Genomic DNA, 23,271 nt, shown 5'->3' on the forward strand with positions numbered 1-23,271 from the left:
TATCGCCGTGGCGTATGACTACGAGGCGCGAAGGACTGCTGATGGCGACACCGCTGGCCCGCATGCTGCAGGCGCCACGACTGGGTCGCAACGACCGAGCGGATGGCAGCGGTTCCGATCCGGGATGATGGAAATCGTCCTCATCATCGTCGGAGCTCTCGTCATCTCGGCCATCCTGCGAGCCTTCGTGGGACAGATGTTCGTCATTCCCTCCAGATCTATGCAGAACACCCTGCAGGTCGGTGATCGCGTGGTGGCCGTCAAGGCAGCGGACTTCCATCGTGGTGACGTCGTCGTGTTCAAGGACACCGAGCACTGGCTTCCCGCTGCTCAAGATCGTCGCTCTGTCCCGGGCAAGGTGCTGGAGTTCGTGGGTCTGCTGCCCAACACGAGCTCCAACTACCTCATCAAACGCGTCATCGGAATGCCCGGCGACACCGTTGCCTGCTGCAACGTCAAGGGTCAGATGACCGTCAACGGGAAAGCCCTTGACGAGCGTTCCTACCTGTACTCGGAGAACGGTCAGATGGTCGAGCCGTCGACGATGAAGTTCCGGGTCACCGTCCCCAAGGACCGGATGTTCGTGATGGGGGATCACCGCAATGCGTCGGGAGATTCCCGCTACCACATCCAGGACCTCGATCCTGACGGGTACACGGGTGCTCCCGGGTTCGTTCCTCTCGACAACGTCGTCGGGCCGGCAAAGGCCATTCTCATGCCTCTCAACCGTATTGACGGGCTGGGGACCCCTGACACCTTCAAGGGCATTCCCGACCGGTCTGGCTCAGCCCCTGACAAGGCGCGCATCTGCGTCGGCGACGAGTGCTCGCCCCGGTGACGACGCCATGGCCGTGACGGTGCGCGTCGGGCCTGGCCTGATGGGCCATGAAAGGGCTCTGACGAGAGCAGGTCTGGGGCCGGTCGCCGGGTGTGACGAGGCCGGCAGGGGAGCCTGCGCCGGGCCTTTGGTGGCCGCTTCCGTGATCCTCGATGATCGCAGGTCATCACGGATCGAAGGGCTCGCCGATTCCAAGACCTTGTCTGTCGTCAAACGAGAGCGACTGTTCGACATCATCATGGACAAAGCGTTGGCCGTGTCATGGGTTCGCGTGGAGGCCGACGAGTGCGACCGGTTGGGCATGCAAGAAGCCGACATCAGCGGGCTGAGACGCGCTGTCGCACGGTTGGATGTCGAGCCAGGGTACGTGCTGTCAGACGGGTTCCCCGTGGATGGACTGACCGTTCCGGACCTGGGAATGTGGAAGGCCGACGCAGTGTGCGCCTGCGTGGCAGCGGCGTCGATCGTGGCGAAAGTGGCCAGGGACCGCATCATGATTGCCATGGACGAGGAGATTCCTGGTTATGACTTCGCGGTGCACAAGGGATATTCGACGGCCTTGCACCAACGACGTCTGGAGGAGCTGGGGCCGTCACCCCAACATCGGATGAGCTACGGCAATGTGCAACGAGCGGCTAGGCTGCATTCATCATGAGTGCCGAGGATCTGGAACAGTACGAGAACCGCATGGAGCTTGAGCTCTACCGCGAGTACAAGGACGTCGTCGGCATCTTCAAGTATGCCGTGGAGACCGAGAGACGGTTCTACCTGTGCAACGTCGTTGACCTCAAGGTACGTACCGAGGGCGGTGACGTCTACTACGAGGTGTCCATGGCGGACGCTTGGGTGTGGGACATGTATCGGCCGTCCAGGTTCGTCAAGAGCGCCAAGATCCTCACCTTCCGCGATGTGTCGATCGAGGAGATCGTGCATCCCGACCTCGATGAGGTTCCCTCCACGTAAATGGCTGCATCGTCTGGGGACAACTCATGGTGTTCATGGCAGACCAGATTTGTCTGTGGATAACTGAATGATCAGCATTCCTGCGACGACAACTGTTGTCGGAGGTGGTGCATGATGACACCCAAGCCGTTGTCGGCAGAACTGACGACCCCTCGCGGAGCAGCCTTGCGTGGGCGTCGTGGCGGCAGACTCGCGTTCGGTGCGTGGGGTGAGGACATTGCCGCCCAGTACGTGGATTCCCTCGGGTGGACGATCGTCGCCCGAAACTGGGCGTGCCAAGTGGGGGAGATCGACCTCATCGCGCAAGATGACCGGACGATCGTCTTCATCGAGGTCAAGACGCGGTCCGGCACTGGATTCGGTGATCCCCTGGAATCCATCACGACGACGAAGATCCGTAAGCTTCACGAGCTCGCGTTGGTCTGGTTGGTCGACCAGGAGAAAGGAATGCACTCGGTACGGATCGACGCCATCGGGGTCATGGTGCGCCCCGGCGAACAGCCGACGATTACGCATGTGCGGGGCATCCAGTGACCGGGGCAAGCGCATGGTCGGTTGCCCTGATGGGGTTGGAAGGCTGCTTGGTCGAGGTGGAGACGGCCATATCGTCGGGCCTGCCGCGTACGGTACTCGTCGGCCTTCCGGACATGGCCCTGCACGAGGCTCGGGATCGGTGTCGGGCTGCGGTTGGTGCCACCGGCATGTCCTGGCCGAGCAACGTCCTGACGATTAACCTCACCCCCGCTGGCCTGCCGAAGGCCGGAACTCACTTCGATCTCGCCATTGCCGCTGCGACCCTGGCTGCGGACGGAAAGATCCCGCAGACCCTGCTCGGGTCGACGGTTCTCATGGGGGAACTGGGGCTTGACGGGCGGGTACGACCAGTGCGTGGGGTACTCCCGGCATTGTTGGCGGCTCGCGAGGCAGGGTTCGAATGTGCCGTGGTGCCGTCCGGCCAGTATGCCGAGGCCCGGTTGGTGCAGGGGGTGACGATCTGGCCGGTCGGCCATCTCCGTGATGTCGTCGAGGTCCTGCACGGCCGTCCGGTACTGGCGACTGAGGAACCCGTGACTGACGCCGCCGATGCTGATCCAGGTCTGGTAGATCTGGCAGAGGTGATCGGCCAACACGAAGCACGCCGCGCCCTTGAAGTGGCGGCAGCCGGACGCCACCACATCCTCCTTCGCGGCGCACCTGGATGCGGGAAGTCGATGCTGGCACGACGGCTGCCCGGGATCCTTCCCCGCCTGGATCACCGGGACGCCCTCGAGGTGACGGCTCTGCACTCCTTGGCAGGCCGGGGGAGCGGGCGTCTCATGACCAGGCCACCGTTGGCACAACCACACCATTCCGTGTCGATGGCTGCCATGGTCGGCGGAGGAGCACGGATTGCCCAGCCAGGTGCCATCTCCTTGGCGCACCGCGGCGTCCTCTTTCTCGACGAGGCCCCGGAATTTGCCCCCAAGGTCCTCGATTCGCTGCGTGGGCCCTTGGAGACGGGGGAGATCATCATTGGCCGTTCTCAGGCCCACACGACGTTCCCAGCTCGGTTTCAGCTCGTCATGGCACTCAACCCGTGCCCGTGCGGGATGGCTGACGACCCATCCGGTCGGTGTACCTGCACTCCACAACAGGTCCAACGGTATTCGGGTCGGCTCTCCGGCCCGATCCTCGACCGAGTCGACGTGACGGTACGGATGCGCCCGCTGACCTCGGCGCACCTGCTTGACGCCTCAACGTTGCCCGCAGGGGAGTCCAGCGCCGTCGTGCACGACCGGGTGGCAGAAGCCCGGCTGAGGGCTGCGCGTCGCTGGGAGGGGAGGCCATGGAAATGCAATGCCGAGGTGCCGGGGAAGGTGCTTCGCCAGAAGCTCCCGGCCAATGATGCCACTCGCATCATCGAAGACGCCCTGACGACCGGTCGGCTGACAGCCCGCGGCGTGGACAAGGTGCTGCGAATCGCATGGACCGTGGCCGATTTGGAGGGCAAGGACGAGGTGGACAAGGCATGTGTTGCTGAGGCCATGGGGATGAGACGAGGACGATTGTTATGACATGGGACAACGAGAGGGTGGCGCGAGCTGCCCTGACAACAGTTGTCCAGCCTGGGGACAGCGTCACGGCGCGGCGATTGCTGGACATGACGGCCGAAGAGATGTGGCACCGCCTGCTGACCGATGTGGACGAGAGATGGTACGAGCGAGCCAGAGGGACGGATGTCGACCAGGTGGTGGCCCGGTCGGAGAAAGCCATGATGAGGTTCCTCATCCCCGGAGACGAGGAGTGGCCCGTTGGGCTCGATGACCTCTCGTGGGTGGGGAAGTCAGGAATGGGTGGGGTTCCCATCGGGTTGTGGGTTCTTGGCCCGACACGCGTCAATGATGCGTCTGAGCGGTCGGTCGCCATTGTCGGCTGCCGAGCTGCGACGAGCTATGGCCAGGATGTCGCGATGGAGATGGCCCACCATCTTGCTCAGGGACACAGCGACGGGACCGGTCGTCAGGTCATCGTCTCCGGTGGCGCATTCGGGATCGACGTCGCTGCGCATCGAGGCGCCTTGTGCGTCAACGAGACGACGATCGGAGTCCTGGCATGTGGGCTTGACGTCTTGTACCCGAGGGGAAATGCCGCGGTGCTGGAACGCATTGCCGAAACGGGCGCCTTGGTCTCGGAAATGCCACCAGGCCGGCATCCAACGCGTCCGGGATTCTTGGCCAGGAATCGTCTCATTGCTGCGCTGACGACAGGAACCGTCATTGTCGAGGCAGGGTGGCGATCGGGGGCGATCAACACCGTCTCATGGGCGAATGCTCTGGGCCGGGCAGTCATGGCTGTCCCCGGTCCCGTGACCTCGAGCAGGTCGACCGGTACGAACAAGCTCATCCGTGACGGTGAGGCGATCTTGGTGCGCGATGCCGAGGATGTCCGCGGGATCGTCGGAGAACTTGCTCCTGAACCCGAAAGACCGGAAGGTCGCAGTCTTCCCACGGATGTCCTGGATGCCACGGAGCTGGCCGTGCACGAGGCGCTCCCGGCTCATGGATCTTGTGGGATGGACGAGTTGTCTGCGTCGGCGGGAGTGTCTGTGGCTCAGTGCTCAGCCGCGTTGACGGTCCTCGAGCAGCTGGGCATGGCGGCATGTTGCCTGGATGGTACGTGGTCGGTCACATTGGTCGGCAGTCGGAGGTGATGGCACCATGACGGATTTCCATGTCCAGCAGGAAACGCTTGATGGTTCGGCCGCCAAGGTAACCCCCGAGCTTGCCATCACTACGTAGGATCCGGTGACAAGGGATGACGATCGGCAATGGATTCGTGGCACAGGCGTTGCCAACCGCTCGGGATGCCTGTGGACGCCCGATGAGGGTGGCCAGGTCGCGATAGCTGATGGTCTGGGCGTAGGGAATCGTGAGTAGCCCGTTGATGACGGCTCGTTGGAAGGCTGTCGCTCCCGACAGGTCGAGGGGGAGACTGAAAGCAGTTCGGGAGCCGGAGAGGTACTCGCTGAACTGGTGGGCGGCGTCGTCGAGGATTCCCTCGCAGATGTGGTGTTGCTCGGACGGTTCATGGACGGTCAATGGTGCTGGTGCCTCGCCGAACGTGACCTGGGCCAGCCCTTGCGGGGTCGCGGTGAGCGTCAACATCCCGATGGAGTTGTCGAGGTAGCGCCGTGCCGTGATCGTCATGAGGACATGGTAAAGGGCCGGGCACCTCATGTGCCCGGCCCGTCAGTTGTCAGTCCTTCAGCTTGTCGGTAGCAGCCTGGACGTCGTGCTTGAGGTCAGTCGCCTTGTCCTTGGCGTCATCCACCTTCTGGTCCACCTTGCCGCTGGCCTTCTGATCGGCGCCCTCGCCCTGGAGATCGGCGTTGTCGGTCACATCTCCGATCTTCTCCTTGGCAGCACCGACGAGCTCGTCGCTCTTGCTCTTGATCTTGTCGCTGAGGCCCACGAGTGGCTCCTTTCGTCAGTCCCAGGACCGCTGATTAGTCCGGGGCGTATTTATATTTTACTGGGTAACCCAAGTCTGACCAGTGGTTCGTGTTGTACGGGTGATCTGGGCCCACGAACACGGTTGTTCATGATCTAGAACAGGACTGAGAAGGGCCTGAGAACTGAAGCATGCGAACTGGTGTGAGTTCGTGTCGCATGCCGGCACAACAAAGGCTGCGTTCCCGCGAGGTGTTGGAGACGCAGCCCTCGTCAGAGAATAGGCCGGATCAAGTTCACTTGTTGTGGGCGTCAATCCAGTCGACAGCAGTCTTGATGACCTGGTCCTTGGTGGGCTCGTTGAAGATCTCGTGCATGAGGCCGTGCCACTGGATGATCTTCTTGTCCTTCGAATTGATGGCGTTGTACCAGTTCACGTCGAAGTAGCTTGGCACGAGGCCATCGTTCTCACCGTGCATGATGAGGGTGGGGGCGTCGAACTCATGCGCATTCATGATGTTGTAGGCCTCGCCGACACCGAGCTGCTCGACCAGACCGAGACGCATGTAATGGTTGTACAGCGGGTCACGTTGCCAGTGGTCGATGCGGACATCGGGATCGGAGCACAGACCGTAAGCCGGGTAGCCAGGGAGGATGACGCCGGCAGAGAGCGGACCAGATGGCATCCGGATGCTCTTGGGATCCTTGACGGCAGCCTTGGCGAGCTGGCCGTTGAACGCCGTCAGGTGAGACATCGGGAGAATCTGGCTGATCTGTGGGAGGGCATGGCGGGCGAAGAAGTTGAGGTTGTCAGGGGTCACGGTGGTGACTCCCTCGGTGTTCGGCCCGTCAACGCTGGCGAACGTACCGCCACCGGAGGAGACGATGCCGTCGACAGTGCCCGGGTACATTATTCCGTAGGACTGAACGGCGATGCCGCCCATCGAGTGGCCGAGGAGGAAGACCTTCTTGTCGGCGTTCTCCTCGTGCGCGGTCTGGACGACTTGGTGAATGTCGGACTCGATGTTCCACCAGTCATCGAACTGGCCACGCGGAATGGCGTTGTTGACGTACGGGGCAGCGCTACGGCCGTGACCACGGTTGTCGAAACGGTAGACGCTGTAGCCGGCCTTGGTGAGGCTCTTGGTCAGGTACTCGTAGTTGGAGGAATTCTCCATGAGACCGTGGACCAGGACGACGGCCCCCTTGGCGTTGGGGACGATGTCCTTGCGGTAGAAGAGCTTGGTCCCGAGCTTGTCAGTGGTCTTGAAGTAGCCGGTCTCCTTCTTCACCTGGTCGGTCGTCGGGGCAGCGGCAGGCTGAGAACCACCTTCAGGAGCAGCCATGGCTGGGGTCGCAATGGTCACGCCAGTCACTGCCATGGTGCCGGCAATCGTCAGTGCGCTGAGTTTGCGTGGGAATGACATCAAGATGCTCCTTTGCGTCGTGCGTGCCCGTCTCATCCTTGAGTGACGGCCACCGCGGATGCCCAGGACAATATGAGCCGAGGGGTTCGTGATGGTGGGCTGAACGGCAGAGTTGGTCTTTCGTGCACAGACGGAAACTCAACTGAAGGAATCTGTCCACATCCACGAAGGGTGGACCGAAGTGAGCCTTTCATGTGTATTCACGGTGATAAATATCACAGATGGTGACGCGAGGGGCCGGTTACTCCTCAAGGGGTGAGCACGCGAATGGGGTGAAAAGTGAACCCCGTCTGACTTGTTCAGTCAGACGGGGTTTGTTGTGTCCGAGAGAGGACTTGAACCTCCACAGCCTTAATCGGCCACTAGCACCTCAAGCTAGCGCGTCTACCAATTCCGCCACCCGGACTCGGGTTTCCGGTTCTTCGCTCATGCGTCGAACCGGACAGTCATGGGACTTTAGTAGAAGTTCGCGCCACGATGCAAATCGGCGTCCATCGAGTGTCCCTGATGACGGTGGAAACCCCGGTCGGTGACACAATCGCGGCATGTCAGATCTCTTCAGCATGCCTCTCGAAGACCTTGTCGACGGGCCGAACAGTCCGCAGGCCGAGGTGGTCGACATCTGCTCGCGCATGATTCAGATCGACTCGCAGAACTTTGGTCCACAAGACGCTCGTGGCGAGGTCGACATGTGTCGCTACGTCTCCGAGCTCCTGGACGAGATCGGGGTGGACGTCTCGATCTACGAGTCCGAGCCCGGCCGAGCCACCCTGGTCGCCGAGTGGGCACCCGAAGGTACCGACATGAGTCGTCCTGCCCTGTTGCTTCACGGCCACAGCGACACCGTGCCGTTCGAAGCCGAGGACTGGACCCATCACCCGTTGTCCGGCGAGGTCCACGACAACTGCATGTGGGGCGGGGGAGCCATCGACATGAAAGGTTTCCTCGCGATGGTGCTCTCAGCCATCCGAGCCCGTCATCGTCGCGGTGAGGTGCCGTCGCGTCCGATTCGCTTCATCATGTTCGCTGACGAGGAGGCATCCGGCACGCTCGGATCCACCTGGATGGGTGCCAACCATCCGGAGATCTTCGACGGCGTCACCGAGGCCATCAGCGAGGTGGGTGGGTTCTCCCTGACGACCCCTGGGGGCAAGCGGGTCTACGTCGTCCAGTCGGCCGAGAAGGGCCTGTGGTGGTTCCGAATGAGTGCCACCGGCAGCGCCGGTCACGGCTCCATGCGCAACCCGGACAACGCGGTCGGCCACTTGCTGAAAGCCCTGTCGCGCATTGATTCCCATCAATGGCCCGACCTGGGCCACCCCGTGCAGGAGGAGTTCCTCGCCGAGGTTTCCGAGATGTGGGGTCTGACGATCGACCGGGACGACCTTGAGTCGAGCCTCGCACCGATTGGGCCGCTGTCCCGCATGGTTGCCGCGTGCTGCTCCCACAACGTCACCACGACGGTGCTGTCAGCCGGGTACAAGGTCAACGTTGTGCCGACTCGGGCCAGCGCCGAGATTGACGCCCGCTTCATTCCCGGGGCTGAAGAGGAGATGATCTCGACGATCAAGTCCTTGGCTGGTCCCGGGATCGATTTCGAGACGATCTCCCTCAAACCTGCCGCGGCAGCGCCCTTCGAAGGGTCAGCTGTCGACGCCATCCATCGCGCCATTGACGCCGAGGATCCGGGAGCTGTCGTGCTGCCCTACCTCAACTCGGCAGGAACCGACGCCAAGGGGTTCGCCGTCCTCCCGGACGGCCGTCGCATCAACTGCTACGGCTGCACCCCACTGCAGCTTCCTGCCGACTTCGACTTCATCAGTCTGTTCCACGGCGTCGACGAGAGAGTCCCGGTGGGCTCCCTCGTCTTCGGCGCCAAAGTCGTCGATCACATCCTGCAGGAGGCCTGACGATGAGTCAGAAACCAAGCCAGCGCGGCACCGCAACCCTCATTCTCGACGGCCAGGAGTACTCCCTCCCCGTCATCATCGGCACCACCGGCGACAGGGTCATCGACATCTCGGATCTTCGTCAGATGACCGGCGGAGTGACGACTTTCGACCCTGCATTCGCCAACACCGCCTCGTGTCGGTCAGCCATCTCCTGGATTGACGGTGAGGAGGGAGTGCTCACCTATAGAGGTCTGCCAATCGAGACCTTTGCCGAGGAGAAGGTCTCCTTCGTGGAGACGGCATGGTTGCTCATTTTCGGCGAGCTGCCGACTGAGGCGCAGCGTGACGATTTCCGGAACCGGCTGACCGAGTACTCTGCTTTGCACCGGTCGATGGATCTGCACTTCAATGCCTTCCCTCCCAACGGCCACCCCATGGCGATCATGTCGTCGATGATCAATGCGATGAGTACCCATGACCGCCCGCGCATCACTGATGAGGAATCCTTCACCGATGCCGCCGCCAAGCTGATGTCCAAGGTGAGGACGATCGCGGCAGCCTCGTACAAGGCGTCGATCGGGGAGCCGGCGATCTACCCGCGCTACGACCTCAAGTACGTCGAGAACTTCATGCACATGATGTTCTCCCTGCCGTACCGCGACTACGAGCCTGACCCGATTGCCGCGGGGGCCCTCAACCTCTTCTTCGTCCTCCACGCCGAACATGGCCAGAACTGTTCGACATCGACGGTGCGGATGGTGGGGTCATCCGGTGCCAACCTCTTCACCTCGTGTTCGGCAGGGGTGTGTGCACTGTGGGGGGACCGTCACGGTGGTGCCAACGTCAACGCGGTACGGGCTCTGCAGCGTATCCATGACTCGGGACTCTTCCCGCGCCAGTATTTGGCAAAGGCCAAGGATTCGGGGGAGAGGATTTCTGGCTTCGGGCACCGCGTTTACCGCAACTGGGATCCCAGGGCGAGGATTCTCCGCGGTGTTGTCGGTCCGTTGCTGGAGACCATGCACAAGCCGGACCCACTGCTCGACGTCGCCATGGAACTCGAGGAGGCCGTCCTGGCTGACGACTACTTCGTCGAGCGCAGGCTCTACCCGAACGTGGACTTCTACTCAGGAATCGTGTTGAGGGCCCTGGGGATTCCGCTCAACATGTTCACCGTCATGTTCGCCATTGGCCGTATGGCCGGCTGGATTGCGCACTGGAAGGAGGTCGCCGAGGACCCGATGACGAGGATCTCCCGGCCGCGTGAGCTTTACGACGGTCCGGTCTCCACGCCGTGGGTTCCTCGTAGTGAGCGCTGAGATCAGGCGCGGTGCGACGACCCCTCAGGACTCCTCGGAACGGGCCAGGTTCGGCCCGCCCGTGATGTCGTCGAGGGCCGAGGTGATCTCCGGGGGCAGCACGACGTCGTCGACGCCGAGCAGTTCCTCGAGCTGTGTCGTCGTTCGTGGTCCGACGAGGGCTGATGACACCACGGGGGCGTCACGCACCCATGCCAGAGCCATCTGTGCAGCTGTCGCTCCTAGTCCGTCGGCCGCCTTCGAGATGGCATTGACGACAGCTTGGGACTTGGGCGTCAGATAGGGCTGCACGAACCAGGAGAGACGGTCAGAACCGCCACGAGAATCCTTGGGCGTACCGTTGCGGTAACGGCCAGCCAGCACGCCACGTCCCAAGGACGACCACGCCAACAGTCCCATGCCGTGATATTGGGCAGAGGGAACGACCTCGATTTCGGCGCGACGAGCCAACAGGGAGTACTCGACCTGATTGCTCACCAGCGGAGTTCGCGTTCCGGTCGTCCGCTGCCACGTGGCCGCCGTTGCCGCCTGCCAGCCGACGAAGTTGGACACGCCGACATAGCGGGCCATACCTGAATGCACAGCATGGTCGAGGGCAGCGCAGGTCTCCTCGACGGGGGCATCTCCCCAGGCATGCACTTGCCACAGGTCGACATGGTCGGTGTGGAGGCGACGCAGAGATCCCTCCAGGTCGCGCAACAGAGCGGTTCGCGAGGTGTCGACAACCCGTTTCTTCCCCTCGACGACGAACCCAGCCTTCGTGGCGATGACGAGATCATCTCGGCTGATGTCAGTGTGAATGAGCTTCCCGATGAGCTGTTCGGCGAAGCCACCACCGTATGCGGGGGCGGTATCGACCAGGTTTCCACCGGCATCGACGAAACGGCGCACCATGGAGCGAGCCTCACGAGCGTCGGTCTGGCCGCCCCAGGTCAGGGAACCCAGACCAATGGCAGACACCTTGAGGCCGCTAGCCCCGACGGTTCTCAAGCGCATGTGTGCGTCCTCCTCGTTCAGATCACCCTAACGGAGCACCCTCAAGCCGGCCTTGAGGCAAGGTGCCAGGACTGGGGCGCAATACAGTGACGCCATGGCGCGACTTCTGCTCATTCGACACGGGCGTACTGAGGCCAATGCGAAGGGAATCCTCGCTGGTCGCTCGAACCATCCCCTCGACGAGGTCGGTACTCGTGACGCAAAGGCCCTGGCATCTCAACTGACAGATGTGGAACCTGACCTCGTCGTCACTTCCCCTGTTACCCGAGCACGGCAAACAGCCGCAATCATCACCGAAGGCGCGGGGTGGACCTGCCCGATACGCGTGAACGACGCCATCGCCGAGTGCGATTATGGAGTGTGGGCGGGACGATCCTTGTCGAGTCTCAGCAGCGAGCCGGAATGGCACACGGTGGTCGACAATCCGCCCGCGGCTGCCTTCCCCGGCGGCGAAACCATGACTGACATGTTCCTGCGCACGGCTAAGGCAGCCCGCAGAATCGCTGACGAGGTGCGGGATGGCGAGGCAGTTGTGGTCAGTCACGGCGATCCGTTGCGCGCCATCGTCGCCGACCTGGTGGGCCTGCCACATCGGCTCTTCCAATCCCTGGTCATCAGCCCGGCCAGCATGACGGTACTCGTCCGGGACGGTACGACGTGGCGTCTCCAAACCCTCAATTGGCGCCCTGACAAACCTCTGGGCGCAGGATCGAGCGCGGGCCGCCATCTCGGCGGTGACACCCAGTGAGACGGGGCCCAGCCTGTGCGTGTCGGAGGGGGCCGAGTGGCTAGGGTGGAGACATGACTCGTCGCACCTTCCGATTCGAACGGCCTGATCGGGTCGTGGTCGGCACCGTTGGTCGCCCGGGTGCACGGGTCTTCCACCTTCAGGTTCGGGAAGGCTCTCGCTTGGTGACGGTGCAATGCGAGAAGGCTCAGATCAGCCAGCTTGCGCTTCAGATGGACAGGATTCTGGACGGCTTGGCCGCCCATGCCGCCGACGTCCTTGTCCCACCGGCCATCGAGGCCCCTGATGACCTCGCCCCGCTGGACGCACCCCTTGATGGGGAATTCACGGTTGGCACCATGGCGATGGCCTTCGACGACCCGAGTAAGCGCATCGAGATCGAGATGTATGCCGTCAGCGATGACGAGTTGATGATCAACGACCCCGCGATGCTGTTGACCACACTTCCGGAGGCGGCACCAGATTCCCTCGAAATCCTCATGACGACCTCCCAGGCTCGCCAATTCGTCGCTCGGTGCAATGTCATTGTGGCGTCGGGACGCCAATACTGTCCGTACTGTTCCCAGCAAATCCTTTCGGCAGGGGGCCACCTGTGTCCCCGGTCAAATGGCTATCGCAGGCCGCTGGTGTGGTGAGTTCGACGAACCCCTGGGACCTGCCACAAGCACCTCGGCCCCGATCTCCATGGCGGATCGATGGTGCCCTGCCCGATTCCAGTAATGGCGCTCTCCTGGTGCGCGATGCGGACGACCGGTTGTGGGTGTACAAACCGGTTGCTCGCGAGCGACGTCTCCATGATTTCCCTGCCGGGACCCTTGCCAGACGTGAGGTTGCGTCCTACCTGCTGTCCCAGCTTATGGGTATTGCGCTGGTGCCGTTGACCGTCTTCATCGAGGACGGCCCACGGGGGGCCGGTTCGATGCAGCGATGGATTGACGACGATCTGGAGAATCCGTTGGTGGTGGCAGACACCACCGAACGTCTCCCGGGACACTGGCACGGATTCCTGCTGGGGATCGACGAGGACGACCACGAGATCGGGCTCGCCCACTCTCCGCATCCTGCTCTGCGTGCTCTGGCCCTCTTCGACACCGTCGCCAACAACGCCGACCGCAAGGGCGGTCACATCCTGCTCGGCCCCGATCCGGACCTGGACGGGACGGCCCATGTCTGGGCGGTGGACAATGGCCTGGCCTTTCACACTGCGCCCAAGTTGCGCACGGTGTTGTGGGGATGGGCAGGTCAACCCCTGGAACCGGTCGAGGAGATGATGCTCGACCAGGTTGTCGCTGTGCCTGATGACATCTTCGATGAGTTCATCAACGTGGCCGAGGTCGAGGCGTTACGGCAACGAGCCGCAGACCTCCTCGAGTTTGGTGCATTCCCGGGGCCGAGCGGACTGCGTCCGGCCCTGCCGTGGCCACCCATGTGATGGGGTGAAGGCTACCTGGGATCATCTGCGAGAATGAGCCGACCACCCTCCGGTGGTCGGAAAGGTGTAACTGTGTCCAATGTCCTCACGTCTCTGCTCAATGCTCAACTCGATGTGTGCCTGGGCAAGCCGATTCTGTGGCGCGAGGTCATCGGGAACCTGTTTGGACTGGCATCAGCACTCGGCGGTGCCCGTCGTCGGGTCTGGGCCTGGCCGGTCGGCATCGTCGGGAACGTCATCCTGTTCACCGTCTTCCTGGGCGGGGTGTTCCACACTCCTCAGGACCTCAACCTGTGGGGTCAGGCTGGCCGCCAGATCTTCTTCCTCGCGACCAGCGCCTATGGCTGGGTGGTGTGGGCTGCCACCCGACGCAACAATGGCGCCGCCCAGGTGGCCGTCCATCCCAGGTGGGCCACTCGTCGGGAACGCATCCTCAGCCTGACAGCCGCTCTCGTCATGCTCATCGTCTTCTACTTCGTTCTCAAGGCCCTCGGTTCTTGGGGCCCATTGTCGGATTCCTGGATCCTCACCGGATCGATCCTTGCCACGTGGGGGATGGCACGCGGCTGGAATGAGTTCTGGTTCGTGTGGATCGCCGTGGACATCGTTGGCGTCCCGTTGCTGGCGACCGCGCAGTACTACCCGAGTGCCCTGATGTATGTCTTTTACGGAGCCTTCTGCCTCTACGGCTTCCTGACGTGGTGGCGAGCTCAGCACGCCGGAGAGACTGCGACCTGATCGGATGCCCGGCCCGGTACCCTGCATGGTCCGTCACGTGGTCCCAGGCTTGGTCATGCCACCGCGGTCGGTAGCCTGGCCACTGTGAACAAGACATTCGAGGAACTCTTCGCCGAGCTGTCCACCAAGGCACAGACCCGCCCTGTAGGATCGGGAACCGTCGAGGAGCTTGACCGCGGAGTGCATGCCATCGGCAAGAAGATCGTGGAGGAAGCCTCCGAGGTCTGGATGGCCGCCGAGTACGAGGGCAACGAGAGGCTGGCCGAGGAAATCAGCCAGGAGATTTATCACCTGCAGGTTATGATGATCAAGCAGGGCCTGACCCTCGACGACGTCTACGAGCATCTGTGAATTCCCCCGGTCGGGTTGTGCCTGGCCAGTATCGTCATTTCCCCGATTTCTCAATCTCCCGAGGAGAGTTCATGTCAGACCTGCTGCGCGTAGCAGTACCGAACAAGGGTGCCCTGTCGGAAGCCACGTCCTCCCTGTTGACTGAGGCCGGTTACCGTCAACGTTCCGATCGTAAGGACCTCACCTTGGTCGACGAGGCCAACGGGGTGGAGTTCTTCTACCTGCGGCCGCGTGACATCGCGGTGTACGTCGGTGAGGGGACCCTCGACATCGGTATCACCGGCCGCGACCTGCTGCTGGATGCCGGTGCTGATGCTGCTGAGATCAAGGGTCTCGGTTTTGGTCACTCCCGGTTCCGTTTCGCGGCGCCCAAAGGTCCTGAGAACACCGTGGAGGGTCTGGCCGGTAAGCGCATCGCGACGTCATACCCGGGCCTGCTCGGATCCTTCCTGACCACGCGCGGTATCGACGCTCACCTCATCCACTTGGACGGTGCCGTCGAGTCCTCGATCCGACTCGGGGTGGCTGACGCCATCGCTGATGTCGTCGAGACCGGAACCACCCTGCGCAAGGCTGGTCTTGAGGTCTTCGGAGACGTCATCCTGGAGTCCGAAGCCGTGCTCATCCAGCGGCGGGACTTCACCGGTGGCACGACCTTCGACCACTTCATGCGACGCATTGATGGTGTCCAGGTGGCCCGTGGCTACGTCATGGTTGACTACGACGTGCCGGCCGAGGCTCTCGGCGCCGTCACCGAGCTGACCCCTGGCCTGGAAGCCCCCACCGTCTCGCCGCTGGCGAAGAATGGCTGGTATGCCGTGCGCGCCATGGTTCCCCGTGAGGCCGTGCAAGGGCTCATGGACGAACTGTGGGACGCTGGCGCTCGTGCCATCCTGTCGACGGAGTTGTCCGCCTGCCGACTGTGATCGTCACGGTGACTTTCCACCGTCACTGAAAAATGCCGTGGGCCCAAATGATGGATTCCACGGCATTGCTGTGTGTCTCGGGGAATGATCACTCGATCCCGCGCTTGCGCAGGATGGCCTCAAGCTCGGCGTCCTCGTCCTTCTCGGCGGCCGAGATATTGGGGGCCGCCTTGTTGGAGCTGGAAGCTGGCCTGGAGGAGCTGGAAGGCGAGCTCTGAACCGGGGCAGTGGCCGGCGTCTTCGGGGCATCGACGGTTCGAGAACTCGTCACCGGGGTCGTTCTCCGGGACGCATTCTGAGGGGATGCGGATTCCGGGGATACATTCTTGGTTCGGGCCTGCTTGCGCGCGGCGTGGCCCTGACGACGCTGACGTCCGGTTTCGCGGTCAACCGGGGACATGAAACCGGCGACGAACCAGGTCACCAGGCCAATGGCGATGACGATGACGCCGATCCAGATAGCTGTCGTCATGGCAGTACCGGCGAACCAGTCCACGATGAGGCGGATCGCTCGGACCAGCAGACGCATCAGTCCGGTCAGGACCAGGCCGGTCGGGATGAGGGCCAGACCCAATCCGCGCAGCAGGGCCCGGGAGGAGCGGCGCGAGAGCCACCCGGACAGGGCCCACAACAGCGGAAGGACAACCAGGAGAATGGTGACGACGGCAACGACGGTCGTTTCGCTCATGCCTCAACTGTTCCACACGGTGGTGACATTTGTGCGTCGTGGCCATGGCCACGGGCATGGTCGGCAGGCAAGCGTGTCATGGCGGTCAGCTAGTGTTCGGCAGGTGTCTGCTCCACTATCTCCCACCGGTGGCGACAGGGGGGACGCCGATCCCCGGGTGCGCGCTGCCCTCGCCGCCTGCTTGACCGACGATCCCGACACGTATCGCAACGCCTACCTCGAGGCGATCTCCACCTTGTGCGCGGGAGTTCGTCTCTTCATGCCAGTCATGACGGACGAGGTCGGTGAGATCGGCGCGGTCAAACTCACCAATGGGCAGGGGAGTACTGCCCTGCTGGCCTTCACCGGTATCGACTCCCTGACGGCATGGGACTCCCGAGCTCGACCGGTTCCCGGCCCATTACCGGATCTGGCCGCCACGGTCACCGAGGTCCAGGCTGATGCCCTTCTCATCGACGTCGCGGGTCCGGCTCCACTCGTCCTGGGGCCAGATGTCCTCGGCCCGATTGAACACGGCGGAAAACTCGTGAAGTTCGCGGACGGCTGGGGTTGGGTGCGCAGGGAGGACCCCTCCTGACGCAGGGGTCTTGGTGTCTGGAGTTGCTTTGGAAGATGGTTCCTTCCCTCCCGATTTGTGGTGTCGACGCCTGATGCCGTAGCATCTTCAGAGCGATCAGTGCAGAACTGGTCACGTGGAAGAGGGGGCCTGACCTCCCCACCTGGGCGGATTCCGTTCGCCGGGTTGTCAACAACGAGCCTCAGGGTTCCATCCCAGGGGTTCGTTGAGGTGTTCATGCACCAGTACGAGTCAGGCCTTCGCATGTCCGCGAGGGCCTTTTCTTGTACCCGGATCGCGGAGGCGTAGACACGTCCCCATAGTGAACAGACATCCGGGAGGACCCCATCAGTACTGAACCTCGCATCAACGAGCGGATCCGCGTTCCCGAGGTGCGCCTGGTCGGCCCCAATGGCGAACAGGTCGGAATCGTCAGGGTCGAGCAGGCCCTGCAACTCGCCCGCGAGCAGGACCTCGACCTGGTCGAGGTGGCTCCGCAAGCCCGGCCCCCTGTCGTCAAGCTCATGGACTACGGCAAGTTCAAGTACGAGGCGGCCCAGAAGGCCCGGGAGTCGCGACGCAACCAGGCAAACTCCATCATCAAGGAGATGAAGCTTCGTCCCAAGATTGACGACCATGACTACGAGACCAAGAAGGGCCATGTCCTGCGGTTCCTCAAGGCCGGTGACAAGGTCAAGATCACGATCATGTTCCGTGGCCGTGAGCAGTCCCGTCCGGAGCTCGGCGTCAACCTGCTGCGTCGTCTTGCTGACGATCTGACTGAGTACGCGACCGTCGAATCCCCTCCCAAGCAGGAGGGCCGCAACATGCTCATGATCCTCGCCCCGACTCGTAAGAAGAACGAGGCCAAGGCGGATCAGAAGGCTGAGCGTGACCGTCGAGCCGCTGAGCGCGCCGAGGCCGCTGAGGCCGACAAGGCTTACGAGGCTGCTCAGCGAGCTGCTGCCGGCACCGCCAAGAAAAAGAAGAAGAAGGGTCCCGCCGACAACATGGACCCCGACATCGACCTCTGAGCACTGCTCAGAACCAGGTGATCCGGTCTTCGCCGGTGAGCCAGCCCGGGACCTTCCCTCCGGTTCGCGGGACGACACACATGAACGAATGGAGCCATCCATGCCCAAGATGAAGAGCCACTCCGGGACGAAAAAGCGTTTCAAGGTGACCGGCTCGGGCAAGGTCACCGCTCGCAAGGCCGGCAAGCGCCACCTGAACGAGCACAAGTCTTCGCGCGTCACTCGCCGTCTGACCGGCGAGACCGTGCTGCCCAAGGGCGAGGCCGCCAAGGTCAAGAAGCTGCTCGCTGGCCACCCCGGTCGCTGACGACAGCCGACGCCGCCACTGACGACGTCCCCAAGTCCACTGGGCGGCATACGCCCCGAACCAATCCGGGACTGACCCGGGAGATCCAAGGAGAATCACCATGGCACGCGTGAAGCGTTCTGTGAATGCCAAGAAGAAGCGTCGTGAGGTCCTCGACCAGGCCTCCGGTTACCGCGGACAGCGTTCCCGCCTGTACCGCAAGGCCAAGGAGCAGACCCTCCACTCGGCCACCTACTCGTTCCGCGATCGTCGCGCCAAGAAGGGCGACTTCCGCTCGCTGTGGATCCAGCGCATCAATGCTGCCTCCCGCGCCCAGGGCATGACCTACAACCGTTTCATCAACGGTCTGAAGAACGCTGGCATCGAGGTCGACCGCAAGATGCTCGCCGAGCTGGCCGTTTCCGACATCGACGCCTTCAACAGCCTCGTCGAGGTCGCCAAGGCCAGTCAGCAGCAGAACGCTGCTGCCTGACGTGGGTATGAATGACGGGCCGAACGACGACCTTTCGAGGTGGGATCGCATCTCGAAGGGGTCGCTGCGTTCGGCCCGTCGTCTTTCGTCGCGGCGCGGACGTGAGGAGTCCGGGCTCTTCCTCGTCGAGGGTGCTCAGGCGGTGCGCGAGGCACTGGCGTGGCCTGGCAAGGTGAATCTGCTGGCCACTTCGGATCCGGTGCGTGATGCCGAGCACGTCGGAGCCGCAGAACGTCGTGGGATCAGGGTGGTGCTACTGACTGACGAGGACGTCAGTGCCTTGTCCGACACTGTCACCAGTCAGGGAGTCTTCGCCGTCTGCCGACAGGTCACCCGCCACGAGTTGCCTGACAAGGACGTACGCCTGGCCGTCATCTGCGCCCAAGTCCGTGACCCTGGTAACGCCGGAACGGTCATTCGCTGCGCCGATGCCTTTGGTGCCGATTGCGTGATCCTGACCCGCGGGTCGGTGGACCCGCACAACCCCAAGACGGTTCGGTCCTCGGTGGGATCAATCTTCCACCTGCCCGTCCTCGTCGGAGTCGACCTCGCCGATGCGGTGGAGTGGGCTCACAGGCACCACATGACGGTGCTTGCCGCGGACGGGGGAGGTCACGGCCTCGACGCCGTCGCCCGGTCCGGACGTCTCAAGGCGCCCATCGCGTGGCTGATGGGTAACGAGGCGTGGGGACTTCCGGAGACAGACCGAGCCTTGGCTGACGAGGTTGTCGGGGTTCCGATGTGGGGATCTGCTGAGTCCCTCAATCTCTCCACCGCCGCCGCCGTGGTGTTGTATGCCACGGCCAGCGAGCAGCGCGCCTGATTACCGCGAAGCGGCCATGATTCAGTATTGCCGGGCGACCACCAACCATTGACGGCGTCGACACCACTAGACTTGTGGTGATCGACGCCAGTCGCACACTCGCGCCCCGGAGACGGGCGCTTTTCCAACGTCAACCCATCAGGGGGAAGGCCCATGAGTGGCCCCAACATGAATTATGACCCGGTCCAGGTGAGCACCCTGGACGCCAACCAGGTCGACGCCCGGGTAGCCGAGGCCCTGGACGCGATCGCCGAGGCGTCCACCACTGCCGAGCTCAAGCAGGTGCGCATCGCCCACACCGGTGACAAGTCTCCGCTGGCCCTGGCCAACCGCGAGATTGGAGCTCTGCCTCCGGCTGCCCGCAAGGACGCCGGAAAGCGGATCGGTCAGGCGCGTGGCCGCGTCAACCAGGCTCTCAAGGCTCGTCAGGAAGAGCTTGCCGAGGCAGAGCTGGAGGCTCGGTTCGCCGCCGAGACGATCGACGTCACCTTGCCGGTCGTCACCTCACCTCAAGGCGCTCCGCACCCGATCACAGCCCTCATCGACGACGTCTGCGACGTCTTCTCCGCCATGGGCTGGGAGATCGCGGAGGGCCCGGAGGCCGAGTCCGAGTGGTTCAACTTCGACGCATTGAACCTGGGCACCGACCATCCCGCCCGCGCCCTGCAGGACACCCTGTGGCTCGATCCGGTCAGCGATGGCAAGTGCATGCGCACCGCCACCAGCCCGGTGCAGATTCACACCCTGCTCAAACAGCAGCCGCCGGTGCGCATTATCAGCCCTGGCAAGGTGTTCCGTGCCGATGAGTACGACGCCACCCACCTGCCGGTCTTCCATCAGGTCGAGGGGCTGTGCGTGGACAAGGGCATCACGATGGGTCATCTCAAGGGCACCGTCGACGCCTTCGCCCGCGCGATGTTCGGTGACGTGCGTACCAGGTTCCGTCCGCACTACTTCCCGTTCACCGAGCCTAGCGCCGAGGTCGACCTGGAGTGCTTCGTCTGTCACGGGGCCTCGGTCGGCAATCCCGACCGTCCGTGCCGTACGTGCCGCTCCGAGGGATGGATCGAGTGGGGCGGCTGCGGCATCGTCAACCCGCGCGTGCTCATCGCCTGCGGAATCGACACCCGTGTCTACTCCGGGTTCGCCTTCGGAATGGGCATTGACCGCACGGTGATGTTCCGCAACAACGCCCCTGACCTGCGTGACTTCGTCGAGGGTGATGTCCGATTCAGCCGCTCACTCAAGGGAGGAGCACGATGAAGGTCCCCATGTCATGGCTGCAGGCCATGGTCAACCTGCCTGACGGCACCACCACCGAGCAGGTGGCTCAGGTCCTCACCGACCACACCGCGACCGTTGAGAAGGTCGAGGTCGTCGGTGGCGAGTTGACCGGCCCGATCGTCATCGGTCACATCCTGTCCTCGATCCCCGAGCCGCAGAAGAACGGCAAGACCATCAACTGGTGCCGGGTTGACGTCGGTCCCCGGTACAACGCCGAGGGACACCCCAAGAACGTTGAGGATGGCGTCGAGGGACGCGGCATCATCTGTGGTGCTCCCAACGCCGTCGAAGGCGCCTGGGTGGTCGTCTCCCTGCCCGGAGCGGTGCTTCCCGGCGGATTCGCCATCAGCGCCCGCAGGACCTACGGCCACATGTCTGACGGCATGCTCTGCGCCGCCGACGAGCTGGGCATCGGTGTCGACCACTCCGGTATTATCACTCTGCCGCCATCTGTCGAGGGACACCAGCTGGTTCCTGGCGAGGATGCCCTGCCGATTCTCGGTGTGCCTGAAGAGGTCCTCGACGTCGACGTCACTCCGGACATCGGCTACTGCATGTCGGTTCGCGGTATTGCCCGCGAGGTGGCCCATGCCATGTCCGTGCACTTCCCGGATCCCTACGGCGAGGAGCCGATCAGCCCGGTTGACGGTCCGATTGGCGTGGACATCCAGTCCGATGCCTGCAGCCAGTTCGTCGCCCTGCCGGTGACCGGTCTGGATCCGCACGCACCAACCCCACGCTTCATCGCCGATCGCATCACCCGGGCGGGAATGCGTCCGATCAGCCTGGCCGTCGATGTCACCAACTACGTCATGCTGGAGTCCGGCCAGCCCCTCCACGCCTACGACGCCGACAAGGTGAGCGGGACGATCGTCGTTCGTAAGGCTCACGAAGGTGAGCACCTGGTCACCCTCGACGACACCGAGCGCACCCTCGATCCCGACGACCTGGTCATCGCGGACGACTCGGGTGCCATTGGCCTGGCGGGTGTCATGGGTGGTGCCGCCACCGAGATGAGTTCGGAATCGACCTCAATCATCCTCGAGGGGGCTCACTTCGATCCCATGACGGTGGCTCGGGCGTATCGACGTCACAAACTGGGTTCGGAGGCCTCTCGCCGCTTCGAGCGTGGAGTCGATCCGGTGTGTGCCCACACTGCTACGGTTCGTGCCGGCGAGTTGCTGGCTCAATACGGTGGTGCCACCGTCGGTGAGCTGACTGTCGTCGGTGAGCTCTCCGAGATGCCCCGCCAGACCATCAGCGCCGAGCTGCCGGGCCGTATCCTCGGCACCAAGGTGTCCACCGAGGAGGTCATCGAGATCCTGACCCGTTCGGGTGTCAAGGTGACTGCTCTGGGCGATTCCCTCAGCCTCGTCCCGCCGACATGGCGCCCGGACCTGGTTGATGCGTATGACTACGTCGAGGAGATCGCCCGCAAGATCGGCTTCGACCGTATCGAGCCGGTTCTTCCGCCCGCCCAGGGAGCCGCAGGTCTGACGAAGGCCCAGCAGAGTCGTCGTCGTGTGTTGCGTTCGGTTGTCGATGCCGGATTCGTCGAGCTCGTCACCTTGCCCTTCATCGGTGACAAGGATCTCCAGACCCTCGGGGTCGGCGTCGATGACCCGCGTCACGCCACGGTCAAGCTCGCCAATCCTCTTGACGACACCCACCCCTACTTGCGCACCAGCCTGTTGCCGGGACTCTTCCACGCCGTGGCGACGAACATGTCGCGGTCCCAGGAAGATCTCGCGGTCTTCGAGAGCGGTGCGGTCTTCCGCGCCGTGACCCCGGCTAGGGCGCCCCGTCCTGGTGTCGATGAGCGTCCCTCCGACGAGGTCCTTGCTGAGATCGACGCAGCCCTGCCGGCTCAGCCGCGTATGTTGGCCGCGGTGATCTGTGGCAACTGGTTGCCGGATCGCTGGGACGGCGAGCCTGTCAAGGCGGATTGGCGTCATGCGGTGCTGGTGGCTCAGGAGGCCGCTGACGCCGTCGGCGTCCCCCTGGAGCGCAAGGCTGACCGTCAGGCCCCCTGGCATCCGGGCCGTTGCGCTGCCCTCATCGTGAACGGCAAGGTCATTGGTCACGCCGGTGAGTTGCACCCGACCGTGGTGTCGAATGCCGGCCTACCGCAGCGGTCCTGCGCTGTTGAGTTCAACCTTGACGCCTTGGTCGCTGCTGCTCCCCATGGTGGCCAGGTCAAGGCCATCTCGAGTTTCCCGGTGGCCAAGGAGGACGTTGCTCTCGTTGTCGACGAGTCCGTCGCCAGCGAGGATGTCCGTCAGGCTCTCATCGAGGGGGCTGGATCACTGCTGGAGTCCGTCGAGCTGTTCGACGTCTACGAGGGGGAGCAGGTTGGTGAAGGGCACAAGTCGCTCGCCTTCAACCTTCGTCTGCGCGCTGGTGACCGGACTCTCACCGACGCCGAGGCCGCCGAGGCTCGCGACGCTGCGGTATCCCGCGCCGAGGAGGCGTGTGGAGCTCGGCTGAGGTCCTGATACCACTGGTACATGCCATGAGGGGCCGACATCATGTCGGCCCCTCATGCTGT

26 protein-coding genes and 1 tRNA gene are annotated in these 23,271 nt (G+C 63.2%); 21 read left to right on the forward strand and 6 right to left on the reverse strand.

The window, feature by feature from the left end; genetic code table 11:
• Positions 1-7: 7 nt before the first annotated feature.
• The 6 genes from lepB to dprA all read left to right on the forward strand — a co-directional run bounded on the left by lepB (position 8) and on the right by dprA (position 4,991).
• Entirely contained in the window at positions 8-838 is an 831-nt protein-coding gene (gene lepB / locus PALO_RS03935) for a signal peptidase I (RefSeq protein WP_041710007.1), read from the forward strand.
• 7 nt (positions 839-845) lie between these two features.
• Positions 846-1,493 carry a ribonuclease HII gene (locus tag PALO_RS03940; RefSeq protein ID WP_004808567.1) on the forward strand — a complete coding sequence of 216 codons (648 nt, stop codon included), beginning with the start codon at positions 846-848 and terminating at the stop codon, positions 1,491-1,493.
• The gene (locus tag PALO_RS03945; RefSeq protein ID WP_015582506.1) at positions 1,490-1,801 is read left to right on the forward strand and encodes a DUF2469 domain-containing protein; all 312 of its coding nucleotides are present in this window, start codon (positions 1,490-1,492) and stop codon (positions 1,799-1,801) included. The genes PALO_RS03940 and PALO_RS03945 overlap by 4 nt, the downstream gene beginning before the upstream one ends.
• Before the next feature lie 111 nt (positions 1,802-1,912).
• Positions 1,913-2,335: a YraN family protein gene (locus tag PALO_RS03950; RefSeq protein WP_004808563.1), complete on the forward strand. Its 423-nt coding sequence runs from the start codon at positions 1,913-1,915 to the stop codon at positions 2,333-2,335.
• Entirely contained in the window at positions 2,332-3,855 is a 1,524-nt protein-coding gene (locus tag PALO_RS03955; protein WP_015582508.1) for a YifB family Mg chelatase-like AAA ATPase, read from the forward strand. The genes PALO_RS03950 and PALO_RS03955 overlap by 4 nt, the downstream gene beginning before the upstream one ends.
• Positions 3,852-4,991 carry a DNA-processing protein DprA gene (gene dprA, locus PALO_RS03960; protein ID WP_015582509.1) on the forward strand — a complete coding sequence of 380 codons (1,140 nt, stop codon included), beginning with the start codon at positions 3,852-3,854 and terminating at the stop codon, positions 4,989-4,991. The genes PALO_RS03955 and dprA overlap by 4 nt, the downstream gene beginning before the upstream one ends.
• Here dprA and PALO_RS03965 read toward each other — a convergent pair.
• The 4 genes from PALO_RS03965 to PALO_RS03980 form a co-directional block, all read right to left on the reverse strand.
• On the reverse strand, positions 4,966-5,487 hold the full coding sequence (locus tag PALO_RS03965) for a methylated-DNA--[protein]-cysteine S-methyltransferase (protein WP_015582510.1): 522 nt from the start codon (positions 5,485-5,487) through the stop codon (positions 4,966-4,968). The genes dprA and PALO_RS03965 overlap by 26 nt on opposite strands.
• A 49-nt stretch (positions 5,488-5,536) precedes the next feature.
• Positions 5,537-5,752 carry a CsbD family protein gene (locus PALO_RS03970; protein WP_004808547.1) on the reverse strand — a complete coding sequence of 72 codons (216 nt, stop codon included), beginning with the start codon at positions 5,750-5,752 and terminating at the stop codon, positions 5,537-5,539.
• A 274-nt stretch (positions 5,753-6,026) separates the two neighbouring features.
• Positions 6,027-7,157 (reverse strand): alpha/beta fold hydrolase, encoded by a 1,131-nt coding sequence (locus tag PALO_RS03975; RefSeq protein ID WP_015582511.1) that lies wholly within the window; start codon positions 7,155-7,157, stop codon positions 6,027-6,029.
• 320 nt (positions 7,158-7,477) lie between these two features.
• A tRNA-Leu gene (locus tag PALO_RS03980) sits at positions 7,478-7,563 on the reverse strand.
• 139 nt (positions 7,564-7,702) lie between these two features.
• Between PALO_RS03980 and PALO_RS03985 the strand changes: the two genes are divergently transcribed.
• Positions 7,703-9,067: a M20/M25/M40 family metallo-hydrolase gene (locus tag PALO_RS03985; RefSeq protein ID WP_015582512.1), complete on the forward strand. Its 1,365-nt coding sequence runs from the start codon at positions 7,703-7,705 to the stop codon at positions 9,065-9,067.
• Positions 9,068-9,069: 2 nt separating this feature from the next.
• Positions 9,070-10,368, forward strand: a complete 1,299-nt coding sequence (locus PALO_RS03990; RefSeq protein ID WP_015582513.1) for a citrate synthase — start codon at positions 9,070-9,072, stop codon at positions 10,366-10,368.
• Between the two features lie 24 nt (positions 10,369-10,392).
• On the opposite strand, the gene PALO_RS03995 is transcribed toward PALO_RS03990, so the two are convergent.
• A complete protein-coding gene (locus PALO_RS03995; protein WP_004808539.1) occupies positions 10,393-11,364 on the reverse strand; it encodes an aldo/keto reductase in 972 nt (323 codons plus the stop codon).
• Positions 11,365-11,458: 94 nt separating this feature from the next.
• On the opposite strand from PALO_RS03995, the gene PALO_RS04000 reads away from it, so the two are divergent.
• The 6 genes from PALO_RS04000 (at position 11,459) to hisG (ending at position 15,559) form a co-directional block, all read left to right on the forward strand.
• Positions 11,459-12,112 (forward strand): histidine phosphatase family protein, encoded by a 654-nt coding sequence (locus PALO_RS04000; protein WP_015582514.1) that lies wholly within the window; start codon positions 11,459-11,461, stop codon positions 12,110-12,112.
• Positions 12,113-12,165: 53 nt separating this feature from the next.
• Positions 12,166-12,747, forward strand: coding sequence for a DUF3090 domain-containing protein (locus PALO_RS04005; RefSeq protein WP_015582515.1), 582 nt, complete (start codon positions 12,166-12,168; stop codon positions 12,745-12,747).
• Entirely contained in the window at positions 12,705-13,544 is an 840-nt protein-coding gene (locus tag PALO_RS04010; RefSeq protein ID WP_334333933.1) for an SCO1664 family protein, read from the forward strand. The genes PALO_RS04005 and PALO_RS04010 overlap by 43 nt, the downstream gene beginning before the upstream one ends.
• A gap of 72 nt (positions 13,545-13,616) precedes the next feature.
• On the forward strand, positions 13,617-14,282 hold the full coding sequence (gene pnuC / locus PALO_RS04015) for a nicotinamide riboside transporter PnuC (RefSeq protein WP_015582517.1): 666 nt from the start codon (positions 13,617-13,619) through the stop codon (positions 14,280-14,282).
• A gap of 84 nt (positions 14,283-14,366) precedes the next feature.
• Positions 14,367-14,633 (forward strand): phosphoribosyl-ATP diphosphatase, encoded by a 267-nt coding sequence (locus PALO_RS04020; protein WP_004808531.1) that lies wholly within the window; start codon positions 14,367-14,369, stop codon positions 14,631-14,633.
• Between the two features lie 71 nt (positions 14,634-14,704).
• Positions 14,705-15,559, forward strand: coding sequence for an ATP phosphoribosyltransferase (hisG, locus tag PALO_RS04025; protein WP_015582518.1), 855 nt, complete (start codon positions 14,705-14,707; stop codon positions 15,557-15,559).
• An 88-nt stretch (positions 15,560-15,647) separates the two neighbouring features.
• On the opposite strand, the gene PALO_RS04030 is transcribed toward hisG, so the two are convergent.
• On the reverse strand, positions 15,648-16,247 hold the full coding sequence (locus PALO_RS04030) for a hypothetical protein (RefSeq protein WP_015582519.1): 600 nt from the start codon (positions 16,245-16,247) through the stop codon (positions 15,648-15,650).
• Positions 16,248-16,350: 103 nt separating this feature from the next.
• Here PALO_RS04030 and PALO_RS04035 point away from each other — a divergent pair, with 103 nt between their 5' ends.
• The 7 genes from PALO_RS04035 to pheT all read left to right on the forward strand — a co-directional run bounded on the left by PALO_RS04035 (position 16,351) and on the right by pheT (position 23,218).
• Positions 16,351-16,824, forward strand: coding sequence for an SseB family protein (locus PALO_RS04035; protein ID WP_050796881.1), 474 nt, complete (start codon positions 16,351-16,353; stop codon positions 16,822-16,824).
• Positions 16,825-17,195: 371 nt separating this feature from the next.
• Entirely contained in the window at positions 17,196-17,837 is a 642-nt protein-coding gene (gene infC, locus PALO_RS04040; protein WP_004808524.1) for a translation initiation factor IF-3, read from the forward strand.
• 100 nt (positions 17,838-17,937) lie between these two features.
• Complete coding sequence (gene rpmI / locus PALO_RS04045) at positions 17,938-18,144, forward strand: 50S ribosomal protein L35 (protein WP_015582520.1); 207 nt, start codon at positions 17,938-17,940, stop codon at positions 18,142-18,144.
• A gap of 100 nt (positions 18,145-18,244) precedes the next feature.
• Positions 18,245-18,616, forward strand: a complete 372-nt coding sequence (rplT, locus tag PALO_RS04050; protein WP_004808521.1) for a 50S ribosomal protein L20 — start codon at positions 18,245-18,247, stop codon at positions 18,614-18,616.
• Position 18,617: 1 nt separating this feature from the next.
• Complete coding sequence (locus PALO_RS04055) at positions 18,618-19,439, forward strand: TrmH family RNA methyltransferase (protein WP_004808520.1); 822 nt, start codon at positions 18,618-18,620, stop codon at positions 19,437-19,439.
• A gap of 153 nt (positions 19,440-19,592) precedes the next feature.
• Positions 19,593-20,702 carry a phenylalanine--tRNA ligase subunit alpha gene (pheS, locus tag PALO_RS04060; protein ID WP_023033462.1) on the forward strand — a complete coding sequence of 370 codons (1,110 nt, stop codon included), beginning with the start codon at positions 19,593-19,595 and terminating at the stop codon, positions 20,700-20,702.
• Positions 20,699-23,218 carry a phenylalanine--tRNA ligase subunit beta gene (gene pheT / locus PALO_RS04065; protein WP_004808516.1) on the forward strand — a complete coding sequence of 840 codons (2,520 nt, stop codon included), beginning with the start codon at positions 20,699-20,701 and terminating at the stop codon, positions 23,216-23,218. Before pheS ends, pheT begins: the two co-directional genes overlap by 4 nt.
• The last annotated feature ends 53 nt before the right edge of the window (positions 23,219-23,271 follow it).

This window comes from Cutibacterium avidum 44067 (genome assembly GCF_000367205.1).
GTDB lineage: Bacteria > Actinomycetota > Actinomycetes > Propionibacteriales > Propionibacteriaceae > Cutibacterium > Cutibacterium avidum.

Bases quoted from the DNA above. Each gene is read 5' to 3' on its own strand.
- PALO_RS03940 (WP_004808567.1), top strand. From the start codon at position 846: ATGGCCGTGACGGTGCGCGTCGGGCCTGGCCTGATGGGCCATGAAAGG.
- PALO_RS03945 (WP_015582506.1), top strand. From the start codon at position 1,490: ATGAGTGCCGAGGATCTGGAACAGTACGAGAACCGCATGGAGCTTGAG.
- PALO_RS03950 (WP_004808563.1), top strand. From the start codon at position 1,913: ATGATGACACCCAAGCCGTTGTCGGCAGAACTGACGACCCCTCGCGGA.
- dprA (WP_015582509.1), top strand. From the start codon at position 3,852: ATGACATGGGACAACGAGAGGGTGGCGCGAGCTGCCCTGACAACAGTT.
- PALO_RS03965 (WP_015582510.1), bottom strand. From the start codon at position 5,487: ATGACGATCACGGCACGGCGCTACCTCGACAACTCCATCGGGATGTTG.
- PALO_RS03975 (WP_015582511.1), bottom strand. From the start codon at position 7,157: ATGTCATTCCCACGCAAACTCAGCGCACTGACGATTGCCGGCACCATG.
- PALO_RS03985 (WP_015582512.1), top strand. From the start codon at position 7,703: ATGTCAGATCTCTTCAGCATGCCTCTCGAAGACCTTGTCGACGGGCCG.
- PALO_RS03990 (WP_015582513.1), top strand. From the start codon at position 9,070: ATGAGTCAGAAACCAAGCCAGCGCGGCACCGCAACCCTCATTCTCGAC.
- PALO_RS03995 (WP_004808539.1), bottom strand. From the start codon at position 11,364: ATGCGCTTGAGAACCGTCGGGGCTAGCGGCCTCAAGGTGTCTGCCATT.
- PALO_RS04000 (WP_015582514.1), top strand. From the start codon at position 11,459: ATGGCGCGACTTCTGCTCATTCGACACGGGCGTACTGAGGCCAATGCG.
- PALO_RS04005 (WP_015582515.1), top strand. From the start codon at position 12,166: ATGACTCGTCGCACCTTCCGATTCGAACGGCCTGATCGGGTCGTGGTC.
- hisG (WP_015582518.1), top strand. From the start codon at position 14,705: ATGTCAGACCTGCTGCGCGTAGCAGTACCGAACAAGGGTGCCCTGTCG.
- PALO_RS04030 (WP_015582519.1), bottom strand. From the start codon at position 16,247: ATGAGCGAAACGACCGTCGTTGCCGTCGTCACCATTCTCCTGGTTGTC.
- rpmI (WP_015582520.1), top strand. From the start codon at position 17,938: ATGCCCAAGATGAAGAGCCACTCCGGGACGAAAAAGCGTTTCAAGGTG.
- rplT (WP_004808521.1), top strand. From the start codon at position 18,245: ATGGCACGCGTGAAGCGTTCTGTGAATGCCAAGAAGAAGCGTCGTGAG.
- pheS (WP_023033462.1), top strand. From the start codon at position 19,593: ATGAGTGGCCCCAACATGAATTATGACCCGGTCCAGGTGAGCACCCTG.
- pheT (WP_004808516.1), top strand. From the start codon at position 20,699: ATGAAGGTCCCCATGTCATGGCTGCAGGCCATGGTCAACCTGCCTGAC.